At 55.4% G+C, this 24,905-nt stretch carries 21 protein-coding genes, 1 tRNA gene and 1 pseudogene; 7 read left to right on the top strand and 16 right to left on the bottom strand.

What is annotated here, in order from left to right; genetic code table 11:
- Window positions 1-3: 3 nt before the first annotated feature.
- Window positions 4-1,602: pseudogene (locus tag ACTQY1_RS00455) on the bottom strand (BCCT family transporter).
- Window positions 1,603-1,876: 274 nt separating this feature from the next.
- Here ACTQY1_RS00455 and ACTQY1_RS00460 point away from each other — a divergent pair.
- Window positions 1,877-3,325, top strand: coding sequence for a sigma-54 interaction domain-containing protein (locus tag ACTQY1_RS00460; RefSeq protein WP_441373707.1), 1,449 nt, complete (start codon window positions 1,877-1,879; stop codon window positions 3,323-3,325).
- Window positions 3,326-3,609: 284 nt separating this feature from the next.
- Here the strand turns inward: ACTQY1_RS00460 and ACTQY1_RS00465 are convergent, their stop codons facing one another.
- Genes ACTQY1_RS00465 through ftcD form a run of 3 tightly spaced genes read right to left on the bottom strand, consistent with a single transcriptional unit; the run spans window position 3,610 to window position 6,853 of the window.
- Window positions 3,610-4,230, bottom strand: a complete 621-nt coding sequence (locus ACTQY1_RS00465; RefSeq protein ID WP_022486779.1) for a cyclodeaminase/cyclohydrolase family protein — start codon at window positions 4,228-4,230, stop codon at window positions 3,610-3,612.
- A gap of 19 nt (window positions 4,231-4,249) precedes the next feature.
- On the bottom strand, window positions 4,250-5,920 hold the full coding sequence (locus tag ACTQY1_RS00470; RefSeq protein WP_106787907.1) for a formate--tetrahydrofolate ligase: 1,671 nt from the start codon (window positions 5,918-5,920) through the stop codon (window positions 4,250-4,252).
- Window positions 5,921-5,947: 27 nt separating this feature from the next.
- Window positions 5,948-6,853 carry a glutamate formimidoyltransferase gene (ftcD, locus tag ACTQY1_RS00475; RefSeq protein WP_441373708.1) on the bottom strand — a complete coding sequence of 302 codons (906 nt, stop codon included), beginning with the start codon at window positions 6,851-6,853 and terminating at the stop codon, window positions 5,948-5,950.
- A 199-nt stretch (window positions 6,854-7,052) separates the two neighbouring features.
- On the opposite strand from ftcD, the gene ACTQY1_RS00480 reads away from it, so the two are divergent.
- On the top strand, window positions 7,053-7,616 hold the full coding sequence (locus tag ACTQY1_RS00480; RefSeq protein ID WP_441373709.1) for a HutD/Ves family protein: 564 nt from the start codon (window positions 7,053-7,055) through the stop codon (window positions 7,614-7,616).
- A gap of 89 nt (window positions 7,617-7,705) precedes the next feature.
- Here ACTQY1_RS00480 and glyA read toward each other — a convergent pair whose 3' ends face one another.
- Together glyA and ACTQY1_RS00490 are read right to left on the bottom strand one after the other, a co-directional pair.
- Window positions 7,706-9,034 carry a serine hydroxymethyltransferase gene (gene glyA, locus ACTQY1_RS00485; protein ID WP_022486775.1) on the bottom strand — a complete coding sequence of 443 codons (1,329 nt, stop codon included), beginning with the start codon at window positions 9,032-9,034 and terminating at the stop codon, window positions 7,706-7,708.
- A gap of 147 nt (window positions 9,035-9,181) precedes the next feature.
- A complete protein-coding gene (locus ACTQY1_RS00490; protein ID WP_106787911.1) occupies window positions 9,182-9,520 on the bottom strand; it encodes a DUF3870 domain-containing protein in 339 nt (112 codons plus the stop codon).
- A gap of 349 nt (window positions 9,521-9,869) precedes the next feature.
- Here ACTQY1_RS00490 and ACTQY1_RS00495 point away from each other — a divergent pair, with 349 nt between their 5' ends.
- Complete coding sequence (locus ACTQY1_RS00495) at window positions 9,870-10,760, top strand: bifunctional 5,10-methylenetetrahydrofolate dehydrogenase/5,10-methenyltetrahydrofolate cyclohydrolase (protein WP_441373710.1); 891 nt, start codon at window positions 9,870-9,872, stop codon at window positions 10,758-10,760.
- A 58-nt stretch (window positions 10,761-10,818) separates the two neighbouring features.
- Complete coding sequence (gene gltS / locus ACTQY1_RS00500; protein WP_022486772.1) at window positions 10,819-12,018, top strand: sodium/glutamate symporter; 1,200 nt, start codon at window positions 10,819-10,821, stop codon at window positions 12,016-12,018.
- Window positions 12,019-12,215: 197 nt separating this feature from the next.
- Here gltS (ACTQY1_RS00500) and ACTQY1_RS00505 read toward each other — a convergent pair whose 3' ends face one another.
- From ACTQY1_RS00505 to obgE, 7 genes are all read right to left on the bottom strand, one after another.
- A complete protein-coding gene (locus ACTQY1_RS00505) occupies window positions 12,216-12,383 on the bottom strand; it encodes a hypothetical protein (RefSeq protein ID WP_279125912.1) in 168 nt (55 codons plus the stop codon).
- Complete coding sequence (locus tag ACTQY1_RS00510) at window positions 12,376-13,590, bottom strand: ABC transporter permease (protein WP_022486770.1); 1,215 nt, start codon at window positions 13,588-13,590, stop codon at window positions 12,376-12,378. The genes ACTQY1_RS00505 and ACTQY1_RS00510 overlap by 8 nt, the downstream gene beginning before the upstream one ends.
- Window positions 13,583-14,281 (bottom strand): ABC transporter ATP-binding protein, encoded by a 699-nt coding sequence (locus tag ACTQY1_RS00515; RefSeq protein WP_154487603.1) that lies wholly within the window; start codon window positions 14,279-14,281, stop codon window positions 13,583-13,585. The genes ACTQY1_RS00510 and ACTQY1_RS00515 overlap by 8 nt, the downstream gene beginning before the upstream one ends.
- A 17-nt stretch (window positions 14,282-14,298) precedes the next feature.
- Window positions 14,299-15,372 carry an efflux RND transporter periplasmic adaptor subunit gene (locus ACTQY1_RS00520; RefSeq protein ID WP_302573729.1) on the bottom strand — a complete coding sequence of 358 codons (1,074 nt, stop codon included), beginning with the start codon at window positions 15,370-15,372 and terminating at the stop codon, window positions 14,299-14,301.
- 189 nt (window positions 15,373-15,561) lie between these two features.
- Window positions 15,562-16,818: a glutamate-5-semialdehyde dehydrogenase gene (locus ACTQY1_RS00525; protein ID WP_288310772.1), complete on the bottom strand. Its 1,257-nt coding sequence runs from the start codon at window positions 16,816-16,818 to the stop codon at window positions 15,562-15,564.
- 15 nt (window positions 16,819-16,833) lie between these two features.
- A complete protein-coding gene (proB, locus tag ACTQY1_RS00530) occupies window positions 16,834-17,958 on the bottom strand; it encodes a glutamate 5-kinase (protein WP_154487599.1) in 1,125 nt (374 codons plus the stop codon).
- Between the two features lie 56 nt (window positions 17,959-18,014).
- On the bottom strand, window positions 18,015-19,292 hold the full coding sequence (obgE, locus tag ACTQY1_RS00535) for a GTPase ObgE (protein ID WP_441373711.1): 1,278 nt from the start codon (window positions 19,290-19,292) through the stop codon (window positions 18,015-18,017).
- A 184-nt stretch (window positions 19,293-19,476) separates the two neighbouring features.
- On the opposite strand from obgE, the gene ACTQY1_RS00540 reads away from it, so the two are divergent.
- The 3 genes from ACTQY1_RS00540 to hydG all read left to right on the top strand — a co-directional run bounded on the left by ACTQY1_RS00540 (window position 19,477) and on the right by hydG (window position 22,045).
- Window positions 19,477-19,553, top strand: a tRNA-Arg gene (locus ACTQY1_RS00540).
- A 200-nt stretch (window positions 19,554-19,753) separates the two neighbouring features.
- Entirely contained in the window at window positions 19,754-20,281 is a 528-nt protein-coding gene (locus ACTQY1_RS00545; protein ID WP_441373712.1) for a hypothetical protein, read from the top strand.
- 342 nt (window positions 20,282-20,623) lie between these two features.
- Window positions 20,624-22,045: a [FeFe] hydrogenase H-cluster radical SAM maturase HydG gene (hydG, locus tag ACTQY1_RS00550; protein WP_154487595.1), complete on the top strand. Its 1,422-nt coding sequence runs from the start codon at window positions 20,624-20,626 to the stop codon at window positions 22,043-22,045.
- A gap of 83 nt (window positions 22,046-22,128) precedes the next feature.
- On the opposite strand, the gene ACTQY1_RS00555 is transcribed toward hydG, so the two are convergent.
- From ACTQY1_RS00555 to gltS (ACTQY1_RS00565), 3 genes are all read right to left on the bottom strand, one after another.
- On the bottom strand, window positions 22,129-22,926 hold the full coding sequence (locus tag ACTQY1_RS00555) for a TPM domain-containing protein (RefSeq protein WP_441373713.1): 798 nt from the start codon (window positions 22,924-22,926) through the stop codon (window positions 22,129-22,131).
- 30 nt (window positions 22,927-22,956) lie between these two features.
- Window positions 22,957-23,511 (bottom strand): LemA family protein, encoded by a 555-nt coding sequence (locus ACTQY1_RS00560; RefSeq protein ID WP_022486761.1) that lies wholly within the window; start codon window positions 23,509-23,511, stop codon window positions 22,957-22,959.
- Window positions 23,512-23,646: 135 nt separating this feature from the next.
- On the bottom strand, window positions 23,647-24,897 hold the full coding sequence (gene gltS / locus ACTQY1_RS00565; protein ID WP_302158247.1) for a sodium/glutamate symporter: 1,251 nt from the start codon (window positions 24,895-24,897) through the stop codon (window positions 23,647-23,649).
- Window positions 24,898-24,905: the final 8 nt, after the last annotated feature.

Genomic DNA, 24,905 nt, shown 5'->3' on the forward strand with positions numbered 1-24,905 from the left:
GTGTCACTTCCCTTCCGGTGTCTCGATCAGATCTTCACTGTCCACAATGTCCTTTTTGGTTTCTTTTTCCATAAAGAACACCTTCACTGCAGCTGCCACCTGAAGGATGAAAATGGCCAGCACCACAAAGCCGCCGCAGGCCGCCAGGAATTTCACCCCGTCGACTCCCTGTTCCCCGCCGCCGAAGGCCACCATGATAGCGGCAATGGCACCGATGGAGACCCCCCAGACCACTTTCTGCCAGAGAGCCGGTTCTTCATCATGACTGGCTCCTTTGGTGCACAGAGCTGCAATGGTGGTGGACATGGTGTCCGCAGTGGTGGAGAAAGCGGCGATCAGGGTGATGATGATCACCGGGATCAGCACGCCCCCAAAAGGAATGGCCTGGAGGAAGGTCCAGATCCCGGATACCGCGCCCCCGGCCTTGATGGCCTGGACAATATCCACCCGGCCGTCCATCTGCCACTGGAGGGCTGTGCCGCCCCAGACGGAGAACCACACCAGACCGAACACTGCCGGCAGGATCCAGTTGATCAGCAGGAACTGTTTGATGGTGCGCCCGTAAGCGATCATGGCAAAGAAAATCCCCATGAGGGGTGCATAGGCGATCCAGATGGCCCAGTCATACATGGTCCACCAGGTGACCAGAGCTTTCCCTTCCGCCAGGTAGGGATCCAGGGCCCAGGTCCAGAACCGGTCCAGCCAGTAGCCCATCCCCACATTGGTGATGTTCAGGATGTACACGGTGGGCCCGATGATGATTAAAAGGATCAGCAGGGCATAGAAGATCTTGGTGGTCAGGTTGGCCAGCCATTTGATCCCTTTGTCGATGCCCATGACGGAGGCAACTGTAAAGGTGGCGGTGATAACGGCCGTCAGGATGAACCAGACCACCGGCCCCTGTTTGATTCCGTAGGCAGCCGTAAGCCCGGTGCCCACCAGAGCCAACCCGGCACCCAGGGAAGCCGCCAGCCCCAGGGCGATGGCCAGCACCGACAGAGTGTCAATGGCTGCCCGCCAGAAGCCTTTGGTCACCCGTTCCCCGAAGAGAGGAGTCAGGGACGCGGCTACGGACAGTTCCTTCTTCCGGTTGTAATACATGTAGGCAATGATCACACCGCTTAGGGCATACATGGCATAAGGAATAAAAGTCCAGTTGTAGAAACACCGTGCCATGGCGAAGAAAGAGGCTTCCGGCGTAAAGGGAGCAATGCCCGTTTCCTTCAGTTCCCCGTAGATGCTGCCGTAATAGATCAACGGTTCATTGACCCCGTAGGTGATCAGCCCGGTGGCAATGCCTCCGGTCAGGGTCATGGCAAACCAGGCACCGAAGGAGAATTTGGCTTTGGCGTTGGGTCCGCCAAACCGGATCTTCCCCAGAGGAGAAAAGGCCAGCAGGGTGATCAGGATCAGGGTGCCCAGGGCCACCCACTGATACAGCCAGCCAAAAGTTTCCAGGGACCAGCCGAATATGGCCTAGGTCACCTTTGTCAGCCAGGCGTTGTTCACCACCCCCAGGATGGCGGCTCCGCCGATGATCAGGAAACAGGGGACGAAGACATCCCAGCGGATGCCCTTTTTGTCGGTTGTCTGCGCATTCATTGCAATCCCTCCCAGATTCTGCAGTTGTGGCTGCGTTTGTTGATTTCTGTCTTTTTATTATGCAAATTGGATGCCAGTTCTTCTGTTTTCCGGAAAAATCTCCTATGTATACTGCATACTTTTTCTTCTCACCCTGTTTTATTTCATTTACAACAAATTTCTGCCTTTCTGAAGCAGATTTCTCTTGCCTTTGCCCTGGGAAACAGGCATAATGAAAAGAGAAATGCAAAATCATTCTGCATCTGCAAAATTTTTCTGCGCATAAAAGGAGGGCATGATGACATCTTATATCCATTTTCTGGAAAAAGCCCTGGACCTTTTGGATGAAGCAGTCTACATTTATTCTCCTCTGGGGAAAGCCATTTTCATGAACCGGAAGGCCCGGCAGATGATGGGTGTGCCGGAAAACAGTCCGTATCGGGGAGAAGCTCTGCTGTCCGTGGTCAATGTGACTTCAGAAGAAAGCACCACCCTGTCCTGCATCCGGGAACAGAAAGAGATTCGGAACCGGCTCTGCCGGTACAAAACCATGGACGGAAAGGAACACTACACCTTCAACACCGCCTATCCGGTCTTTGAGAACGGGACTTTGACGGCGGCCATCGACTTTGAAGAAGACGTGTTTCTCCTGGACAAACGGCGGCAGCTGCTGGAACAGCTCCAGAACCGGGCCCAGAACCTGGCCCTGGCTCAGGGACAGGAAAAGAAAAAGCGCAGCTATGACCTGGAGGATTTCATTGGAGAAGCTCCATCCGTGCAGGAACTGAAAAAGACGGTCCGAAAGGTGGCTCCCCAGGACAGCAACATCATGATCTACGGAGAGACGGGCACCGGCAAGGAAATCCTGGCTCAAAGCATCCACCAGCTGAGCCGCCGGAAAGACAAGCCCCTGGTGGTGCTCAACTGTGCCGCCGTTCCCGAAAGCCTCATTGAAAGCATCCTGTTCGGTACCGTAGCCGGGGCCTATACCGGTTCCACCAACCGGAAAGGTCTGCTGGAAACCGCCCATGAAGGGACCCTGTTCCTGGACGAACTGAATTCCATGAGTCCGGCCATGCAGGCCAAGCTTCTCCGGGTACTCCAGGAAGGTGTTTTCCGCCGGGTGGGAGAGACCCGGGAACGGGAAGTGGATGTGCGGGTGATCTCTACCTGCAACAAGGACCCCTTCCAGCTGGTCCGGACCGGCCAGCTTCGGGAAGACCTGTTTTACCGGCTGGCCACCATGGTGCTCCAGATTCCCCCGCTCCGGGATCGGATCGATGATCTGGAAGCCCTGTGCCATTTCTACCTCCGCCGCTGCGCCAGCCGCTATGCCTATCCCCTTACCCATATTGCCCCCAAAGCCCTGTGGCAGCTGCAGCAGTACAGCTGGCCGGGAAATGTCCGGGAGCTGTTCCATGTACTGGACTATGCCATGAACCTGGCGGAAGGCAACGAGCTCACCGATGACCTGCTTCCGGACTTTATCCGTGCCCCCTGGACGGCCCCCTCCCTCAGGGAGACCAGCCGGAAGATATCCGCCCTGCCCCGGTCCGGGCGCCAGGACCCGCCTCCGGATATGCCGGGCCGTACCCTGGCGGAAAAAATGGCCAGCTACGAAATGTACCTATTGGAGGAAACCCTCCGCCGGAACCAGGGGAACATTACCCGCAGCGCCAAAGAGCTGGGGATCCAGCGTCAAAATCTCCAGTACCGGATCAGGAAATACGGGATCGAGGTGTAAAAAAAGGGGGGTGTTGCACGTTTCGTGCAATACCCCCTTAGCTGTAGAGCCGCATAGCGGCTCAAGTCTGGAGTCGGAAGTCTGGAGCCGAAGGTTAAATTTGCAGGCAAATTTTTTGAATGTGTAGAACCTTTGGACGAAATGATTTCTCAGATTCATTGCGATTTTGGTTCTACAGAATCAAAAGGATCCGTCCAGCCAGACGGATCCTGTCCTGAGGCTTCCGACTTCAGACTCCCGACTTCTGACTAAGGGGCTGTTGCTCTTGCAACAGCCCCTTTTTCTTACAGCTTCACCTTGCCCAGCAGTGCCTGTTCTCTGGCATCCACATCGGCTTCGATTTCAGCCATTCTCTTTTTCAGATCTTCCACGAACAGAGCATCCTTGATGCTGCCCAGGTTGATCTTTACGTTCAGGAAGGCTCCCCGTACGGCAGCCCGTGCATTCATGGCCGCCACTGCCCCATCGGTGATGGCGTTCTGGTTGCCTTTGGTGATCACGGTTTCCGCCAGAGCAAACAGCTCGTTGGCTTTCTGGCCCACCTTGAAGGGCACCAGGGCTGCGCCCTTGGTGGCTTCCTGGATGGCCGCGCTCCGGGCTTTCTTGGCTTCGTCCGTATCCTTCGGCAGCTTGAAGGCTGCCATGATTTTATTGAAAGCGTTGCTGTCCTCATCAATGAGGGCCAGGAAATCATCTTTCAGGGCCGTGGCTTTGGCCGCCACATCCTTCATGTCCCCTTCCACAGCCGCATACTTTTCCTTGCCCAGGGTCAGGTTGGCCACCATGGCGATCAGGGCGGCGGAAGAAGAAGCGTTCAGGGCTGCAATGCTGCCCCCTCCGGGAGCCGGAGAAGACGAGGCCGTTTCATTGATGAATCCTTCCACTGTCAGTTTGCGTAATTCCATTGGATCCTTTCCTCCCTGCTCAGAACAGGCCGTAAATCTTGCCGTTGTTGTCGATGTCCATCTTCAGGGCCGCCGGTTTCTTGGGCAGGCCGGGCATTACCATGATGTTGCTGGTCTGGCAGACAATGAACCCTGCCCCGTTGGATACCCGCACATCCTGGACATTGATCTTGAACCCTTTGGGAGCGCCCAGGAGAGCCGGATTGTCACTGAGGGAATACTGGGTCTTGGCCACGCACACCGGCAGTTTGTCCAGTCCCCAGTCTTCCAGCTGTTTGATCTGTTTCTTGGCATTGGGGGTAAAGGTCACTCCGTCACCGCCATAGATCTTGGTCACAATGGCCTTCAGCTTGTTGGGGATGGTATCGTTCACATCGTACAGTTCCACTTTTTCCGGAGCCTGTTCTTCCAGCATGGCCACCAGTTTGTTGGCCATGTCGATGCCGCCTTCGCCGCCTTTTTCCCAGCATTCGTTCAGGCTGACTTCCACTCCGTAGCTGGCGCATTTCTGGAGCAGCATGTCGATTTCCGCCGGAGTATCCGTGGCGAACTTGTTGATGGCCACCAGGACCGGCAGCCCGAAGGTCCGCATGTTTTCCACCTGTTTGGCCAGGTTGGAGAACCCGTCGCTGACAGCCTGGACATTTTCCTGGCTCAGATCAGCCTTGGCGACGCCCCCGTGCATCTTCAGGGCACGGATGGTGGCAACCAGCACCACTGCATCCGGATAGATGTTGCCGTAATGGCATTTGATGTCCATGAATTTTTCAGCACCCAGGTCAGCACCGAAGCCGGCTTCCGTAATGGCAATGTCGCCCAGTTTCAGGGCCATCTTGGTGGCCAGGAGGGAGTTGCACCCGTGGGCGATGTTGGCAAAAGGCCCCCCGTGGATAATGGCCGGAGTGTGTTCCAGGGTCTGGACCAGGTTCGGTTTGATGGCATCCTTCATGAGCATGGCCATGGCCCCTTCGCAGCCCAGCTGGTGTACATGGACCGGATTCCCGTCCAGGTCGCAGCCGATGACGATCCGGCCGAACCGGGCTTTCAGGTCTTCCAGGTCTTTGGCCAGGCACAGGATGGCCATGATTTCAGAAGCCACGGTAATGGTGAAGGCATCCTGACGGGGGAACCCGCAGACTTTGCCCCCCAGGCCCACCACCACGTTCCGCAGGGCACGGTCGTTCATGTCCATGACCCGGCGCCAGGTGATCTGACGGGCATCCAGCCGCAGTTCGTTGCCGTGATGGATGTGGTTGTCGATCATAGCGGACAGCAGGTTGTTGGCTGCAGTAATGGCATGCATGTCTCCGGTGAAATGGAGGTTGATGTCATCCATGGGAACCACCTGGGCATAACCGCCGCCGGCAGCCCCGCCCTTGATCCCGAACACAGGTCCCAGGGACGGTTCACGAAGGGCCACCACAGCCTTTTTGCCCACCCGGTTCAGAGCCTGGGCCAGGCCGATGCTGGTGGTGGATTTTCCTTCCCCGGCAGGGGTAGGGGTAATGGCGGTGACCAGCACCAGTTTCCCGTTGGGTTTGTTTTCCAGACGTTTCAGCACATCCAGAGAAATTTTTCCTTTGTAATGACCGTACTGTTCCAGTTCTTCCGGCAGGATCCCCACTTTGTCAGCAATCTTGCTGATGGGTTCCATCACATTCTTTTGCGCAATCTCGATATCGCTCAGCATCGAATTTCCTCCTTGTGGACCGACTTGTTACTCTTCCAGTTCCAGCAGCCGTTTTTCCAGGATTTCGTCCAGGTTGAAGTTTTCAATCTGCAGATAATATTCTGCAGCCATCAGCAGGGCCTTCATGGGAACGGTCCCGATGACTTCGCTGCCCACCACGTTGACGCCGTACCGGCGGGCTTCCATCTTGATCATTTCAAAAGCCTGGTACACAGCGGATTTTTCGTAGTTCACCAGGTTCATGGAAACCTGTACCTGGTTCCGTTCTTCCAGTTTCACGCCCATGGCCTTTACATAGTGGAGACCGCCGCCGATGTTCCGGACTTTCCGGGCAATGGCATCGGCCACAGCCTTGTCGCTGCAGTCCAGGTTCACGTTGAAGGCCACCAGAGGCACCCGGGCGCCTACAGCGGAACAGCCGGATTTTTCGTTCATGACGGCAGGGCCGTAATCCGGTTTCCATTCCGAATCCTTGATCTTTTCAAAGAAGCCTTCGTACTGGCCTTTCCGTACTGCAGCCAGGTTCCGGCGGGATTCCTTGGTGCAGGCATCTTCATACAGATACACAGGGATGCCCATTTCCCCATAAGCCTTGCCTACAGCATTGGCAATGGCCACACATTCGTCCATGGTCACGCCCATCACCGGAGTGAAGGGAACCACGTCCACGGCACCGAACCGGGGATGAGCCCCATGGTGGGTCCGCATATCGATCAGCTGGATCGCAACTTTGGCCATGTTGATGGCTGCTTCCGTAACCGCTTCAGGAGAACCGATGATGGTGACGACAGAACGGTTGTGGTCAGCATCGCTGGAGTAATCCAGGATCTTCAGCCCTTTGATCTTGCGGGCTTCGTCAACGATCTTTTCAACCTTTTCCTTATCCCGGCCTTCACTGAAATTCGGAACAAATTCAACCAATTTTTTCGCCATAATGGCACCTCCATCAGACAGTTATAGTTTGGTAACAGCTGAAAGGCATCTTTATGCCCCTGTTTGCTATTATAGTATGAATTCTTCGCCTAAAAAACGTCTGAAATCAATTTTTTCCGATATTTTTATTTTTTGACACTTTCTGGACGTTCTTTCCCTAGGATGAAACTGGAAAAGACTCTTGCAATGAGGTGATACTATGGATATCCTGAAACTGTCCCGGAGCCAGGCGGTGACCACCCGCTGGTCCGGAGGCACTACCACGGAATTTTACATCGATCCCCCTGGCAGCGCCTATGCCCGACGGGATTTCGCCGTCCGGATCAGTTCCGCCACGGTGGATCTGGAAGCCTCGGATTTTACCCTGCTCCCTGATTACGACCGGATCATCCTGCCCCTGAAGGGTGGTTTTACCCTCACCTTCCCGGAAGACGGGAACCGGCAGGTGACCCTGGGACCTCTGGAACAGGCTTCTTTTGACGGAGCCTGGCATACCCACTCCATGGGGAAAGCGGTGGATTTCAACGTGATGACCCGGAAAGGCCTGACGGCCCACTGCGAAAAGATCACTGGGAACAAGCCGCTCCAGCCCGCTCCCCGGCGTTTCGTCTACGTTCCCTTCTGGACGGAAGCCCAGCTGAAAGGCGCCACTCTGGACGGGAAGCCCCTGGATCAGGACACCCTGTATGTCCTGCCCCCGGAAGGGACCGGTGAGCTGGTCCTGCCGGAAGGGGTGGCCGTGTTGTATATTGTGGTGAAGTAAAAAGAGGTGCTGCCTGTGCAAAAACGCATACAGGCAGCACCTTCTTTTTGTCAGCGGTCATCGGCCGTTTATGCATCCTGCCCTGATCCTTATTCAAAGGTTTCGTGACAGTACATGGCATCGAACTGGGCCCTGATTTTTTCCGGCATCCATTCACTGGAAAACATGGGATGGCTGACGGCCAGCTGACGGACTTCCTGCTTTACCTGTTCCAGCAACTCTTCATTGTCTTTGTTCTTCAACACCTTTCCCAGCAGCCGGCCGATTTCATACATCTCCTCTTCCTTTGCACCCCGAGTAGTCATGGTGGGAGAACCGATGCGCAGCCCACTGCCAAGGCTGGGAGGCAGCGTATCATAGGGGATCATGTTCTTGTTGGTGATGATTCCCACGCTGGCCAGCAGTGTCTCCGCCAGCTGTCCATTGGCAATGACCGGCGTCACATCCAGCATGACCATGTGGGTATCCGTCCCGCCGGTAATCAGCCGCATCCCTTCATCCGCACAGCCTTTGGCCAGGGCCTTGGCATTTTTCACCACCTGATGGGCATAGGTCCGGAATTCCGGCTGCATCAGTTCCAAAAACAGCACGCCTCTGGCGGCCAGCATATCCCCTTTGGGCCCGCCCTGGATACGGGGAAAGACCCCTCTGTCGATTTTCTTCCCCAGAGCCTCTTTGCACAGGATCACTCCACAGCCCCGGGGCCCCCGGAGCGTTTTCTGGGTAGAGAATGTCACCACATCCGCATAGGGTACGGGACTGGGAATGGCACCGCCTGCAATGAGCCCGATATCGTGAGCACAGTCAACCCAGAAATAGGCCCCCACTTCGTCACAGATGGACCGGAATCCTGCATAGTCGATCATACGGGGATAAGAAGAAGCCCCGGTAACAATCAGTTTGGGATGATGTTCCAACGCCATCTGGCGAACCTGATCCATATCGATCCGTTCTGTTTCCCGGTTGACGCCATAGTGAAGGGCATTGAACTCCCGCCCACTGTAATGGAATTTGGCTCCATGGCTTAAATGGCCTCCATTATCCAGAGTCAATCCTAAAAAAGTATCTCCTCTTTCCAGAAGACCGGTCAGTACGGCGCAATTGGCAATCGTCGCATTGCCAGACTGGATATTGGCATGTTCTGCCCCAAAGACTTTTTTGACTCTTTCCAGGGCCAGCAGTTCCGCCTGATCCGCCAGTTCACAGCCTCCCACGAACCGTTTTCCCGGATACCCTTCCGTATTTTTGTTGGTGAATACGGATCCTTCCAGGCAGGTGGACAACGGAGATGCCACATTCTCAGAGGCGATCAGGCCAATGGTTTCGAACTGCCTTTTTTCTTCTCTATGCAGCAGACTGGCCATTTCAGGATCGAAAATATCCAACAGTTTGACAGCATCTTGTTTTACAGGTTTCATTTCAGGACTCCTTTCCAGCATGAGAGGTTGAGAACACAAGAAAAAAGAAGAACAAAACAGCTGAAATCCAACAGCTGCCTGTTCTTCCCCAAGACAGTACTGAGAGGTCATCCCAGTCCCATTAAAAAAGAATCTGCAGAAGAGTATTTATTTCGCCTGTGGGTACACCAGCAGAAAATGATTCTGGGCATCCTTGAAAGCGGTAATAACGGCTTTTTGTGACAGTGCCAGGAACCGTTTCTTCAAGATCAACGTAACGGCTTCCCCATCTGTCAGCAGATTGCGCCCTATCAGGATGTCTTTCAGGAACTCCACCGTATCCTGCATCACCATATTGGCACTGGCATTGAGGATCATCCCGGTGTGTCCATCGATGATCAGGCTCAGGCTGAACGTACCATACATGGCATTGATGGCGTCTTCCCGGGTAACTTTGGCCACCCCGGTCACAAAGACCGAATCTTCCGGATAGATACATTCTCTCATAGCTCTGCCCTCTTTTCAGGTACAAAAAAAGCCGACAAAAAGAAAACTCTTTTGTCAGCCTCCCATATGTCGGTTCCAGAAGGTTATCCTGCAACCCATATACTCGACGATTTAGGTGAATCATAGCATGGTCCGGCTGTTCTGTCAAGAATATTTTGGAAAATCGATTTTTCAGAAAATACTACTTGCAGGATTCCTGTTTGCTGTGGTATAGTATAACAAATTTCAAACCCCTTATAGACAGGGTACTGAATCTCCTTCATTACCCTCTGTTTAGAAGGCCTGACCAACTGCACTGCAGCTGCCGTCAGGCTTTTTTATTTCCTGTCAGGCCAAGGAGGAATATCCAATGTCCAGATTACTGATTGGTAAAACCGTAAGCGCAGCCCTGCTGCCCTCTCTGCAGAACCAGGCTTCCCTGCTGAAAGAAAAAGGTGTGGAACCGGTCCTGGCCCTGATCCGGATTGGAAACCGGCTCAGTGATGTACGGTATCAGACCAGCATCCAGAAACGCTGCAGCAGCATCGGCATCACCTGCCGTCCCCAGATCCTTCCGGAAAACTGCCGACAGCAGGATCTGCTCCGTCTGATCCGCCAGGTCAATCAGGATATGTCCATTCACGGATGCCTGATTTTTCGTCCTTTCCCACCGGCTTTTGATGATGCTCTGATCCGGGCTTCTCTTGCCCCTGAAAAAGACGTGGACGGAATCACGGATGCATCTCTGGCCGGGCTTTTTACCGGAGCTCCCACCGGATATTCCCCCTGCACCGCCGCTGCCTGTATGGAAATCCTGGATCATTACGATATCCCTGTCAAAGGCAGGGATGTGGTGGTAATCGGATCCAGCCTGGTCATCGGCCGGCCTGTTGCCATGGAATTCCTGAAACGGGAAGCCACCGTCACCATCTGCCACATCCGGACAAAAGATGTGGGGAAGTACTGCCGGTCCGCTGACATCATCGTTTCCGCCGCCGGCTGCCGGAACCTGGTTACCGCCTCCATGGTCCGTCCAGGACAGACCCTCATCGATGTGGGCATCAACCCTGCAGAAAACGGGGGAATCTGCGGCGATGTGGATTTTTCCAACGTATCCCCTATTGTGGACGCCATCACCCCGGTTCCCGGCGGCGTCGGTTCCGTCACTACAGCCATACTGGCCCGGCATGTACTGGAAGCAGCTGAAAAAGCATCCAGACCGTTCCTGATTCGTGGCCGCCCATCCCCTGAAAATGGATAAAAGAATGACGGCAGCAAAAAGACACTGTCCTTCCATCTCTTGAAAAGGAGGTATTACCATGACTATATCCCTGAATCTTTATCATACCATGGCTTTGGCCGTTATCGTATTCTATCTGGGATCCGTCCTGAAAAAGAGAATTGCATTTTTCCAGACATACTGTATTCCCAGTCCGGTAATCGGAGGAATTGTTTTTGCACTTCTCCAGTTTTCCCTTTTTGAACTCAACCTGCTGAATCTGACTCTGGACACCAGTCTTCAAAGTGTTTTCATGAATCTCTTTTTTACCAGTGTGGGGTTTTCCGCCAGCATTTCCATGGTTAAAAAAGGAGGTAAGACACTGATTGTCTTTATGGCGGTTGTAGCTGTTCTGATAGTTCTCCAGAATACGGCCGGTGCCCTGCTGTGTCACTTCTTCGGTCTTCCGCCTCTGCTGGGATTGGCATTGGGTTCTCTGCCCCTGACAGGAGGCCATGGAACTTCTGCTGCTTTCGCTCCTCTGCTGGAAGACATGGGCATCAGCAATGCTTTAACAGTTGCCATTGCTGCAGCCACCTATGGCCTGATTGCAGGAAATCTCATTGGCAATCCGGTTGCCAGAAAACGCATTGTTTCTCTTCACCTGACAACCAGTTCTTCAGGTTTCAAGAACGAAGAAGCCAAAGCAGAACTGGAGAAAAACACGCATTTTCGACAAACGCTGGATCCAGAACGAGGGACCTGGGCCCTTGCTCTTTTATTCCTGGCCTCTGGAGCAGGCACCTTTATCACGTACTTTTTCAACCAGATCCACCTGACCATGGCCTCTTATGTAGGCTCCATGATTATCGGGATCCTGATCCGCAATATCAGTGACAGCCAGGGGCAGAATATTCCCGTCCCGGAAATCAGCACCATAGGTTCCATCTGTCTGAATTTCTTCCTGGCCCTGGCCATGATGGGGCTGAAACTCCAACAGCTGGCAGGGCTGGCTCTGCCCATGCTGGTGATTCTCCTGATCCAGACAGGCATTTGTGCCGCATTCTGTTATTTTATCACCTTTTCCTGCTGCGGACGGGATTATGATGCAGCTGTCCTGTCCTCCGGCCACTGCGGATTTGGTATGGGGGCCACCCCCAACGCCATGGCCAATATGGATTCCCTGACAAAGGTCTATGGTCCTTCGGAAAAGGCTTATCTGATCATTCCCATCTGCGGAGGATTTTTTACGGATATCGTAAACTCGCTGATCATCACCCTGTTCATGAATCTGCTGTAAGACAGATGCTCTCTCTTTTCGCCTTTGTATCCGTTAAACTTGCGGGCCGCCCGACGTGCGTCCTCTACGGATTCCGAGTTCCCTATTCAAAAAATCTGCCTGCAGATTTTATCATCCGGCCGTTGACCGTTAACCGTTTGCCGCTGACAAAAAAGCCTGCTGCCCATGTGGAAGACATCCACGGACAGCAAGCTTTTTTATTCTCCTATTTTCTCCACCACCCACATAAGTCCTGCCACAATTGTCAGGAACAGGACCAGGGCCCGGCCCCGGTCTTTGATGTCGAAGCGGGTTTTGGGACGGCGGAGGAATTCTTGGAACCCTCTCCATTTCTGCCGGAGGGTGGGCTTGGGTGCCTTATTCATAGCGCAAGGCGTCGATGGGATCCAGGAGGGCTGCCTTCTTGGCCGGATAGAGGCCGAAGAACAGGCCGATGCCCACGGAGAACACCACAGAGATAATGGTGGCTGCAATGGAAATCACAATGGGCCAGCCAATGATCTTGGCAGCAATCACCGAAATCACCGTCCCCAGGATCATGCCGGTGGTGCCCCCGGTGACTCCGATCACCATGGATTCCACCAGGAACTGGAGCAGGATATCGTGATAAGTGGCCCCCAGAGCCTTCCGGATCCCGATTTCCCGGGTCCGTTCCGTAACGGACACCAGCATGATGTTCATGATACCGATGCCCCCCACCAGGAGGCTGATTCCGGCCACAATGGCCAGCAGCAGGGTAATGGACCCGGTGGTCTCCTGGGCGGTCTTGATGATTTCCGTCAGATCCCGGACGGAAAAGTCGTCATCCATTCCCGTCTTGATCTTGTGCCGGGTCCGGAGGAGCGTCACCACATCGGACTGGACCTGGGACACTGTGTTTTCATTTTCACACTGGATGGTGATGTTCCGGATATAGGTGAGCCCCATGAGCCGCTGCATGGCTGTGGTCAGGGGAACGAACACAATGTCATCCTGGTCCTGTCCCATAGCCGACTGTCCCTTGGAAGCCAGCACCCCGATCACCGTAAAGGGAGCCTTGTTGATCCGCATGATCTGCCCCACAGCATTCCCGTCCGGGAACAGGGTATCCGCCACGGTCTTCCCGATGACGCACACCCGTTCCCGTCCGTTCATATCCCGCTGGCTGTACATCCGGCCCTGATCGATGGAATAGTTCCGGATGGACAGGATGTTGGGTGTGACACCCTGGACCTGGGAGGTCCAGTTCTGGTTCCCGGCCACCAGCTGATAGCTGGCCTGCACCCCCGGGGCCACATACTTGATGCCATCCACGTTCTTTTCGATGGCCTTGGCATCTTCGTAGGTCAGTTTGGCCCCGCTGCCGCTGGCGATCCGCTGGCCATTGGCCGTCCGGCCGCCGCTCATAACGATCAGCAGGTTGCTGCCCATGCTGGTGATGTTTTCCTTGACCTTCTGCTGCATCCCCAGTCCCAGGGATACCATGGCGATGACGGCGCCCACCCCGATGATGATCCCGAGCATAGTCAGGAAGGTCCGGATCTTGTTGGCCAGCATCCCTTCAAAGGCCATTTTCACACATTCTCTAAACAACCACCTGACCTCCTCCCTCTTTCTCTTCCGTCAGCCGGCCGTCCCGCATCACCAGGATCCGCTGGGTCATGGCCGCCAGTTCCGGTTCGTGAGTAACCATGATCACTGTTTTCCCCTCCTGGTTCAGCTTCTCGAAGATGTCGATGATCTCCAGGGTGGATTTGGTGTCCAGGTTCCCGGTGGGTTCGTCGGCCATGATGATGGCCGGATTGTTGATGAGGGCCCGGGCAATGGCCACCCGCTGCCGCTGGCCCCCGGACATTTCGTTGGGTTTGTGATACATCCGGGACCCCAGCCCCACATTGGTCAAGGCCTGTTCCGCCCTTTTGGTCCGTTCTTCCAGGTTCACCCCGGCGTAAATCAGGGGCAGGGCCACATTTTCCACCGCCGTCAGCCGGTTCAGCAGGTTAAAGCTCTGGAACACGAATCCAATCCGCCGGTTCCGGGTCCGGGCCAGTTCATCGTCAGTGTAGTTGGCGATGTTCTTTCCCTCCAGATAATATTCCCCGGAAGTGGGCCGGTCCAGACAGCCCAGGATGTTCATCATGGTGGATTTTCCGCTGCCGGAAGGCCCCACAATGGAAGTGAATTTGCCCTGTTCGAAATCCACTGTTACATGGTTCAGGGCATAGACGATGGTATCCCCCATCTGATAGCTTTTTACAATATCTTTCAGTTCAATGACGTTCATGGCTGTCCTCCCGTCTCTTAGATCGGAGGCCCCATCCGTCTGTTGTTGGTTCCGCCGGTGGCCTTGGTGGTCTTTACCACCAGTTCATCCCCAGGCTGGAGATCCCCCTGGACCGCCACCCGGTCTTCCCCGGTAAGCAGCACCTGCACCGGCACCTTCCGGCTGGTGTTGGTGGCCTTGTCATAGACCAACACATACTTTTCCCCATTCTCCGTATGGAGGCACTTGTTGGAAACAGTCAGGGCATCCTGGATTTCATCCACGATCACATTGGCCCGGGCGGTCATGGTGGGCAGCAGCTTTCCTTCCGAATTTTCCACATCCACATAGCAGGTGTAGTAGTTTACGTTGTTGGTGGTGGTGGCGCTGCGGCCGATCAGGCTGATGGTCCCCTTAAAAGTTTCATTGGGATAGGCGTCCACGGTGAACTCCACGGTCTGCCCCTGTTTGATCTGGCCGATATCCGATTCATCCACCATCAGGTAGATCTGCATTTTGTCCAGGTTGGCCACACTCATCAGTACCTGAGGCGTGGAAATACCGGAGGATACGGTCTGCCCCACAGGAGTGGGTTTACCGATTACATACCCGTCAATGGGAGTGCTGATCACCGTATCATTCACATTGGACGTAGCCTGTTCATATTCTGCTTTGGCCACCCGATAATTGGCTTCTGCCGTATCGAATACGCTTTGGGCAATGGCCCCCTGTTCCAGCAGGGCCTGGTCCCGTTCGTAGGTGGCCTGTTTGTCCGCCAGAGCAGCCCGCTTCATTTCCTGGGTGGCCTTCAAAGAGGTGTCATCCAGTTTCACCAGAGCCTGGCCCGCGGTCACATGCTGGTTTTCCGTTACATAGACCTGGACGATACGGCCGGTGATCTTGGAGTTGATATCCACGTTGTCCAGGGCTTTCAGGGCCCCGGTGGCGGAAATGGTCTTCCGCAGATCCCCCCGCTGCACGGCATCGGTCCGGGTGGCCGCCACGGCCTCCTGGGTCTTTTTGACCTGGTAGTACTTATAGCCGCCGGCCCCGCCGGCAATCAGGACTGCCAGGACTATCAGCAGCACTTTATGCTTCTGCACGATGTTCACGCTGTTTTCCCTCCATCATCCTCCTGCTCCTGCAGGAAAAAAAGCACGGATGTACAGAGAATGGCTCTCCATACATCCGTTCCCTCATTCTCTTATGGATACTGCTATTGTATAAAAGATTTATGAATCTCCCATGAACAGTCTGTAAACAACTCAGAAATTCTTACTGTCCATGCATGGTCGTTCCGGTCATTTCCGGACCTGGCCATTGCCGTTGACCAGATATTTGGTGGTGGTCAGTTCCGGCAGACCCATGGGCCCTCTGGCATGGAGTTTCTGGGTGCTGATGCCGATTTCCGCCCCGAAGCCGAATTCGAACCCGTCAGTGAACCGGGTGGAGGCGTTCACATACACCGCTGCCGCATCCACCAGCTGCTGGAACTTCCGGGCATTTTCATAGTTGTCCGTGACAATGGCTTCTGAATGGCCGGTGCCGTACCGGCGGATGTGGGCCACGGCCTCTTCCAGGCTGTCCACCACCTTCACGGAAAGCCTTAGGTCACCGTATTCCGTGGCCCAGTCCTCGTCCGTGGCAGGCTGCACATCCCCGCTGTAGCCCTGGGTCCGGGCATCCCCCAGGATGGTCACATGAGCCTTTTTGTAAGCCTCCAGCATGGCCGGCAGGAAAGCGTCCGCAATGTCCTTGTGGACCAGCAGGGTTTCCATGGCATTGCAGGTGGAAGGCCGGTTCACTTTGGCGTTCATGGCGATTTCCACCGCCATGGGTACATTGGCATAGGCATCAACATAGGTGTGACACACCCCGGCGCCAGTTTCAATCACCGGCACAGAGGCGTTGTGGACCACGTTCTTGATCAGTCCGGCCCCGCCCCGGGGAATCACCACATCCACCAGGCCTTCCAGATGGATCAGTTCATCCACCGCAGCCCGGTCCGGCACATTGACGAACTGAACCGATCCCTGGGGCAGTCCCGCCTTTTCCCCGTAGGCAATCAGCACATCGCTGACGGCCTTGTTGGAATGGAGGGCTTCCCTGCCCCCCTTCAGGATCACAGCATTGCCGCTTTTCACGCACAGGGCAATGGCGTCGGCGGTCACATTGGGCCGGGCTTCATAGATGATCCCGATCACCCCCAGAGGTACGGAAATCTTGGTGATAGTCAGTCCGTTGGCCAGATTGGCCCCGCTGAGGATCCGCCCCACCGGATCCGGCAGCCCGGCCACCTGCCGGATGCCTTTGGCCATCTGGACCAGCCGGTCATGGGTCAGCAGCAGCCGGTCCAGGAGAGAGTCCCGGAGCCCGGATTTCCGGCCTTCTTCCATATCCACAGCATTGGCTTCCAGGATGGCCTTTTCTTCCGCCAAGAGCCCGTCCGCCATACTTTCCAGGATCGCATTCTTTACCCGGGTATTCAGGATGCCCAGTTCCAGCGAAGCCTTTTTGGCGGCTTCTCCCTGAGTCCGCACCATTCCCACTTCATACATGGTTTCCGCCCCCTCTTACAATACCACCAGGTTGTCCCGGTGGATGACTTCATCATAATGTTTGTAGCCGATCTTTTCTTCGATCTGGCTGGTCTTGCAGCCTTTGATCAGATTCAGGTCTTCCGCGTTGTAGTTGGTCATGCCCCGGGCCAGTTCATGGCCTTCCTGATCCCGGACACTCACCGTGTCCCCGCTGTCGAAGCTGCCTTCCACAGCGGTAATGCCCACCGGCAGGATGCTGCAGCTCCCCTTTTGACGCAGGGCTTTGGCCAGCCCCTCATCCACAATGATCTTTCCGCTGATCTTGGACCCGAAAGCCAGCCACTGGTTCCGGAACCGGAGATGGTTTTCCCGAGGGACGAACAGAGTCCCCACTGGTTCTCCTCTCATGATCCGACGAAGGATTTCCAGATCCTCTCCGTTGGCAATGATCAGGGCAATGCCGGCGCTCATGGCATTCTTGGCCGCCTGGAGCTTGGTGAGCATGCCGCCGGTGGCATTCTTGGACCCGGCCCCTCCGGCGGTAGCTTCGATTTCCGGCGTCACTTCCTCCACCACAGAAACCAGTTTGGCCTCAGGATGGGTCTTGGGATTGGCGGTATAGAGCCCGTCAATGTCCGACAGCAGGATGTCCAGATCCGCATCTGCCAGGCTGGCCACCAGGGCGGACAGGTTGTCGTTGTCCCCGATCTTGAATTCATCGATGGCCACCACGTCGTTTTCGTTGATGATGGGGATCACCCCCCAGGAAATCATCTCCTGGAGCGCATTCCGGGCATTGGCATAGCTGTGCCGGTTCACCATGTCCGACTTGGTCAGCAGCACCTGAGCCACCACCTGGCCGTATTCCCCGAAAAGCCGTTCGTAAATATGCATCAGGATGCCCTGGCCCACAGCGGCACAGGCCTGTTTCCCGGGAATGGTGGAAGGCTTGGCGTCCAGGCCCATCCGGCCCACCCCGGCTGCCCCGGCCCCGGAAGACACCAGGATCATTTCTTTCCCCTGGTTCTGGAGGTCCGTCATGATCCGGGCCAGTTTCTCGATTTTTTCATAGTTGATCTTGCCGTTGGGATAAGTAATGGTACTGGTCCCGACTTTCACCACCACACGTTTGACTTCTGCCATCTTGGCGCGATCCATGGAATCAACCCCTTTGTGCATACAGACAGAACCTGCTTTTCAGGCCCCGCTTCCCCTTACTGCTCTTCGTAATCGAAGACCATGTCTCCGATTTTCACCGACTGGCCTTCCTGGATGCCCTTTTCCTTCAGGGCCTTTTCAATCCCCAGTCTCCGCCAGATCAGCTGGAACCGGTACACCGCTTCCTCGTTGTCGAAATTGGTCATGGCCACCAGCCGTTCGATGTTCTTCCCTTTCACTTCGAAATCCGCATCTTCCGTATCCCGCAGGATGGTAAAGGAATCCGGATCCGCTTCTTCCACTTTGCCGATGTCGATGACTTCCTCTTCCGCCGGAGCCTTCTGGAGCATCTCATAGGCCTTCCACATGATTTCCCGGAGCCCCTGACCGGTGGCGGCAGAGGCTTTCATAATGGGATACCCCTGGGCCGTCACATAGGCTTCCAGCTTTTTGAAGTTCTCTTCCGCATCGGGCAGGTCCATTTTGTTGGCCACCACCAGCATGGGCCGTTTGGCCAGCTTTTCGCTGTAGAGGACCAGCTCTTCGTTGATCTTCTTGAAATCCTCCACCGGATTCCGGCCTTCGCAGCCGCTTACATCCACCACATGGAGGATCACCCGGGTCCGTTCGATATGCCGGAGGAAGTCATGGCCAAGGCCCACACCCTGGGACGCCCCTTCAATGAGCCCCGGCAGGTCCGCCAGTACGAAGCTGGTTTCCGCATCCAGCCGGACCACTCCCAGCACGGGAGTCAGGGTGGTGAAGTGATAGGCCGCCACTTCCGGACGGGCAGCGGATACCCGGGCCACAATGGAGGATTTCCCCACGCTGGGATACCCGACCATGCCCACATCCGCCAGCATCTTCAGTTCCAGCCGGAGCCAGCCCTTGGTCCCCGGTTCGCCTTTTTCCGCAAAAGTGACCCCCTGCTTGGTGCTGGTCACATAGCAGGCATTCCCTTTGCCGCCCCGGCCGCCCCGGGCAGCCACAAACTGGTCTCCCGGATGGGCCAAATCCGCCAGGGCCACCCCGGTGGCATCGTCATAGACCACGGTCCCCAGAGGCACTTTCACTTCCACATTGGGTGCCTTGGCCCCGGTGCAGTTCTTGGCCGCCCCGTTGCCGCCCCGCTGGGCCACAAACTTCCGCTTGTAGCGGAAATCCACCAGGGTATTCAGATCCTTGTCCGCCACCAGCACCACGGAACCGCCCCGGCCTCCGTTGCCTCCGTCCGGGCCCCCGCAGGCCACATATTTCTCTCTCCGGAAACTGGAAGCACCGTCGCCACCGGATCCGGCTTCCACATAAATTCTTGCTTTATCCGTAAACAGCATGTTACACCTTTGCCTTTCTTTCTGTAAAAACAGTAATTGATTAATATCTTATTATATAATATCAGGACGGAAATGCCTAGAGGGTCCCGGCTTTCCTCCCGGATATCTCCGATTTTCTTCCGTTTTTTCAAAAACACCTTGACAGATTTTCCCCTTTCCCGTATAATAATGACTGTTCGGTAATGACTCCGTAGCTCAGCTGGATAGAGCGTTTGGCTACGAACCAAAAGGTCGAGTGTTCGAATCACTCCGGGGCCACCAATTGAATGTACAAGAAGCTGTTGCAAATGCAACAGCTTCTTTTTTTGTGCCGTACCATTTTATACAAAAACTGTAACTTTTTCAGCCGCTTTCTGATTTTTCTTGCATATTTTTAGAAAAATGCTATGATAAAGCCAAGAAAGGAAATCCAACCAAAGACAGGGAAGGTTGGAAGTTCCGAAAGACAGGAGGGGTTTCCAATGGGCCTAGATAAAAAGATCGCGAAAGCAATCGTTGCCGGATTGGTTGTTGCTTCCTCTTTTGGTACGGTTGTTCCCGCAATGGCTGCACCAGCCGTAAAAGATACCATTGCCAGCAAACAGGCTGCGATTGATGTTGCAGCGAAGGTCGTACCGCCTGAAGCGGTGCTGACAAGTGCGAAGACGGATGATGCAAAGTTTGATCTGGAGTATCTGGTTCCCGATACCCTGCAGCGGTACGAAATCGTTGTGGACCGGGCCACCAGCAAGGTACGGAGTGCCGTCATCAAGACGAGCAACTATCCTGGATCCGTTACGGTGAACAAAACGGAAGCTGATGTGAAAGGAACCATATTGGCAGACTATCCGGATGCCAAGAATATTGTGGTCACGAAATATACAGACGATAAAAGCGGTACACCGTTTGTGATTTACAAAGCCACTTTCGAAACTGCAACCTTTACCGGGACTGCTCTTTTGAACCCGGCAACTGCGTTGATCGGTTATCAGGAATTGAAATTCAAGTAAGCCAATTGGCTTTTGGGGTGAGTCCAAAATACAGGATCGTGTAAGTACGAACAGAAATGATTATTGGGGTGAGTCCAAAATACAATTGAGTGAGAAAGACCTGGAAACTTTGACAACTGAATACAGAGAATGATCCCAGGAGCGGTAAGCTGGCTCCTGGGATCGTTGTTTTATGACCTTGCTTTTTTTTGTTCCACACGTTACAATATCCATAATCTGCTCCCTGCGTACAAGGTGAACCGAGTACTAAGGCAGTACAGGAACGAATCACAGGGGGAGCTGGGCCCTTTTCAGGCCGGGCTCCTTTTTTTCTATTTCAGAGGGAGCAAAGGGGAGGAAAAAATGACCATACCGTACAATCCTGCATCTCCGAAAGCGGATGAATTCATCAACCACCAGGAAATCCTGGACACCCTGGCCTTTGCGGATAAGCAGAGCAAAGACCTGGACTACTGCCGGAGCCTTCTGGAAAAGGCCCGGACCCTGAAAGGCCTCACCCACCGGGAAGCTTCCGTGCTCCTGGCCTGCGAAGACCCCTCCATCCTGGAAGGGATCTATGACCTGGCCCGGGAAATCAAGGACAAGATCTATGGCCAGCGGATCGTACTCTTTGCCCCTCTGTATCTGTCCAACTACTGCGTCAACGGCTGTGTGTACTGCCCCTATCACATGAAGAACAAACACATTGCCCGGAAGAAGCTCACCCAGGACGAAATCCGGAAAGAAGTCATTGCCCTCCAGGACATGGGCCACAAACGGCTGGCCCTGGAAGCCGGGGAAGATCCGGTGAACAACCCCATTGACTACATCCTGGAATGCATCCATACCATCTACAGCATCAAACACAAAAACGGCGCCATCCGCCGGGTGAACGTGAACATCGCCGCCACCACCGTGGAAAACTACCGGAAGCTGAAGGAAGCCGGTATCGGCACCTACATCCTGTTCCAGGAAACCTACCATAAAGAAAACTACGAAAAGCTCCATCCCACCGGTCCCAAACATGACTATGCCTACCATACGGAAGCCATGGACCGGGCTATGGAGGGGGGCATCGACGACGTGGGAGTCGGGGTGCTGTTCGGCCTCAATATGTACCGGTATGACTTTGCCGGCCTGCTGATGCACAAGGAACACCTGGAAGCCATGTTCGGGGTAGGGCCCCACACCATCAGCGTGCCCCGGATCCGTCCGGCCGACGACATTTCCGTCCAATCCTTCCCCAACGCCATTTCCGATGCCATGTTCAAGAAGATCGTGGCCATCCTGCGGATCACCGTTCCCTACACCGGGATCATCATTTCCACCCGGGAATCCGCTGCCACCCGGAAAGCTGTACTGGAAGTGGGGGTTTCCCAGATCAGCGGCGCTTCCCGGACCAGCGTAGGAGGCTATGCAGAAGAGGAAGAAGAAGATTCCGCCCAGTTTGAAGTAAATGACAACCGGACCCTGGACCAGGTGATCAACTGGCTCCTCACCGACGGGTACATCCCCAGCTTCTGCACCGCCTGCTACCGGGCCGGCCGCACCGGGGACCGGTTCATGAGCCTGGCCAAAACGGGAGAAATCTCCAACTGCTGCCAGCCCAATGCCCTGCTGACCCTCCGGGAATACCTGGACGACTACGCCTCCCCGGAAACCCGCCAGAAAGGCATGGAAGCCATCCAAAGAGAACTGAACCACATTCCCAACCCGCAAGTAAGAGCCACCTGCGAATCCTATCTCCAGAAAATCGATGGAGGGGAACGGGATTTCCGGTTCTAATAGTAAAAAAAGGGTGTTGCACGTTGCGTGCAACACCCTTTTTTGTCAGCTGACCGTTGTCCAGGGGGCTGCTCCACAGCCCCCTACCAACTCCTGCTGGAGCCCCCGCCGCCTCCGGAGCCGCCCCCGTAGCTGCCGCCTCCGAAGCCTCCTCCGCCGAAGCCTCCTCCGCCGAAGCCGCCGCCTCCGCGGCCGCCGCCCCGGAAAAAGAACAGGTAAAAGAGGAAACGGAACAGGGTGCCTCCCAAAAGCACCCGGTCCAGGAGAAACAGGATCAGGATCCCCAGGAGCCCGGCCCCTGCCATAAGGGGAGATACGGTCACACTGTCCCCCTGTTTGGCCGGCAGGGTCTTTTCCACCTGCAGGTCCTGAGGGGTAAGATTATACTCTTTCAGCACCATCTGGAGGATGGCCGAATAGGCATTCAGGATGCCCCGGTCATAATCCCCCTGACGGAAATAGGGCAGCATGGCCTGGTCCTGGATCCGTCCGGTGAGCCCGTCCGGCAGGGTGCCTTCCAGCCCATACCCTACCTCGATCCGGCTTTTCCGGTCCTGGACTGCCACCAGCAGCAGGACCCCGTTGTTCTTTTCCTTGTCCCCGATCCCCCACTGACGGAGCACCGTCAGGGAATAGTCCTCCAGGGACTGGCCCCGGAGGCTGGGCACCGTCAGCACCACAATCTGGGCCTTGGTCTTTTGAGCCAGGGCCGTACTGTAGGCACGGATGGTGTCCCGGGTGCTCCGGGACAGGACCCCCGCCTGGTCCTGGACATAGATGCTGGATGTGGGCCGGGGCGGGACCTGGGCTGCCGCTCCTGCCTGGAGCGGGGCAAAGACCATTTGGCAGACCAGCACCAGAAGCAGCAGCAGCCGTTTCATAGGCCTCCTCCTTTCATGGTGTTCCCCCGGTTAAAACTTCACCTGGGGCGCCTTCTGGGCCTGGGGATCCGCCTTGAAATAGCTCCGTTCCTGGAAGCCCATCATCCGGGCCACCAGCACCGTGGGGAAGCTTTTGATCTTGGCGTTGTAGGCCTGGGCCGCATCGTTGTAGTCCTTACGGGCCACCGCCAGCCGGTTTTCCGTCCCGGCCAGTTCATCCTGGAGCTGGATGAAGTTGGTATTGGCCTTCAGCTGGGGATAGTTTTCGGAAATGGCCAGAAGCCGGCTCAAAGCACTGCTCAGTTCCCCATTGGCCTGGGCCGCTTCGCTGACGTTCTGGGCCCCTGCCAGTTTGGCCCGGGCATTGGCCACATCGGTGAACACCTGGCTTTCATGAGCGGAATATCCCTTCACCGTATTCACCAGGTTGGGGATCAAATCACTCCGCCGCTGGAGCTGGGTTTCCACCTGGCTCCATTTTCCATTGACATTTTCGTTGGCGGTGACCACCCCGTTGTAGGACCCGAAGATCCACCCGGCCAGCAGCAGGACCACCGCAAAGAAAATCACCAGACCTTTTTTCATCTGTCCGTTCCTCCTTGTAAAGAACTGTCAAAATTTCCTTCTCTACTCTGCATAGTATCCGATTTTTGTAACCCTGTCAATGTCAAAAAGTCAAACTTCTTGTGAATTAAGGGGGGTGCTGCTCAGCAACACCCCCTAATTCAGATTCTCCACAAACAGCTTGATCAACAGCAGGGTGTGGGGCTGATAGGCCAGATCGGCCAGGCAGGACCCCACCACCGGCACGATCAGGAAGGCTTTCCGGCTCATGCCGTACTGGTCCGCCAGCACCGTCATGTTCACCATGGCAGAGGGCACCGCCCCCAGCCCGTGGCCGCAGAGACCGGCGCACATCACCGCCGCATCGTAGTTGCTCCCCAGCAGCCGGAACACCACAAAATAGCACATGGTCAGCATGAAAGCCACCTGGGCCAGCACAATGAGCATGACCCCGCTGAGGATCCCGGCCATTTCCCACAGTTTCAGGGACATGAGCACAATGGCCAGGTACAGGTTCAGCATAATTTCCCCGAAGGACCCCACCAGGGATTCACTGAACCGGTATACCTGGAACTTTTCATTCAGGTTCCGGACCAGCACCCCCACAAACATGGCGCACACATAACTGGGGAAGGTCATGTTCAGCAGGATTCCCACCCCCTGGGCCAGCCAGACCCCCAGGCCCATGCAGATCAGGATCACCGCCACATTGATCAGGATGTCCAGTTTGGCCATCTGCTGATGAGTCAGTTCCCTGGTTTTTTCCGGAAGGGACTGGACCTCTTCCGTGTCTTCCGAATGGAGATGGTATTTTTCAATGAGGAAACGGCCCATGGGCCCTCCGCACATCACCGCCGCAATGAGCCCGAAGGTGGCGGCGGAGGCCCCTACTTCCATACTGGCGGGATACCCCATTTTCAGGAAGGTGCTCCCGTAGGCCCCGGCGGCCCCATGGCCTCCCACCATGGAAATGGCAGAAGACAGCAGGGCATAGGCCGGTTCCAGGCCGATCACACGGCCTACGGCAAGGCCGATGAGATTCTGGCACAGGGAGATGAAGGCGGTGATCAGCCAGTAGACCAGCAGCAGTTTCCCGCCTTTGTTCACCCCTTTGCTGAAGGCAGACAGCTTGGCGCCCAGTCCCACCGCCGTAAAGAAGGAAATCATAAAGGGGATCTGGAACTGGGTATCGAATTCCATCTGAAACAGCCCGGTTTCGTGGCCCAGGAACACCAGGAGCATAGCCAGGGTGCCCCCTACCACCGGTGCAGGAAGGCAGTATTTCCGCAGCAGCCGGCTTTGTCCCTTCAGCCACACCCCCAAAAGCAGCATCACCGCTGCCAGGGAGGTGGTGCAGATGCCATCCGCCCGGATGGTCAATATTCCCTCTGACAGGGAAATAAACATGGTGTCAC

Source organism: Acidaminococcus sp. HCP3S3_G9_1 (assembly GCF_052122455.1).
Classification (GTDB): Bacteria; Bacillota; Negativicutes; order Acidaminococcales; family Acidaminococcaceae; genus Acidaminococcus.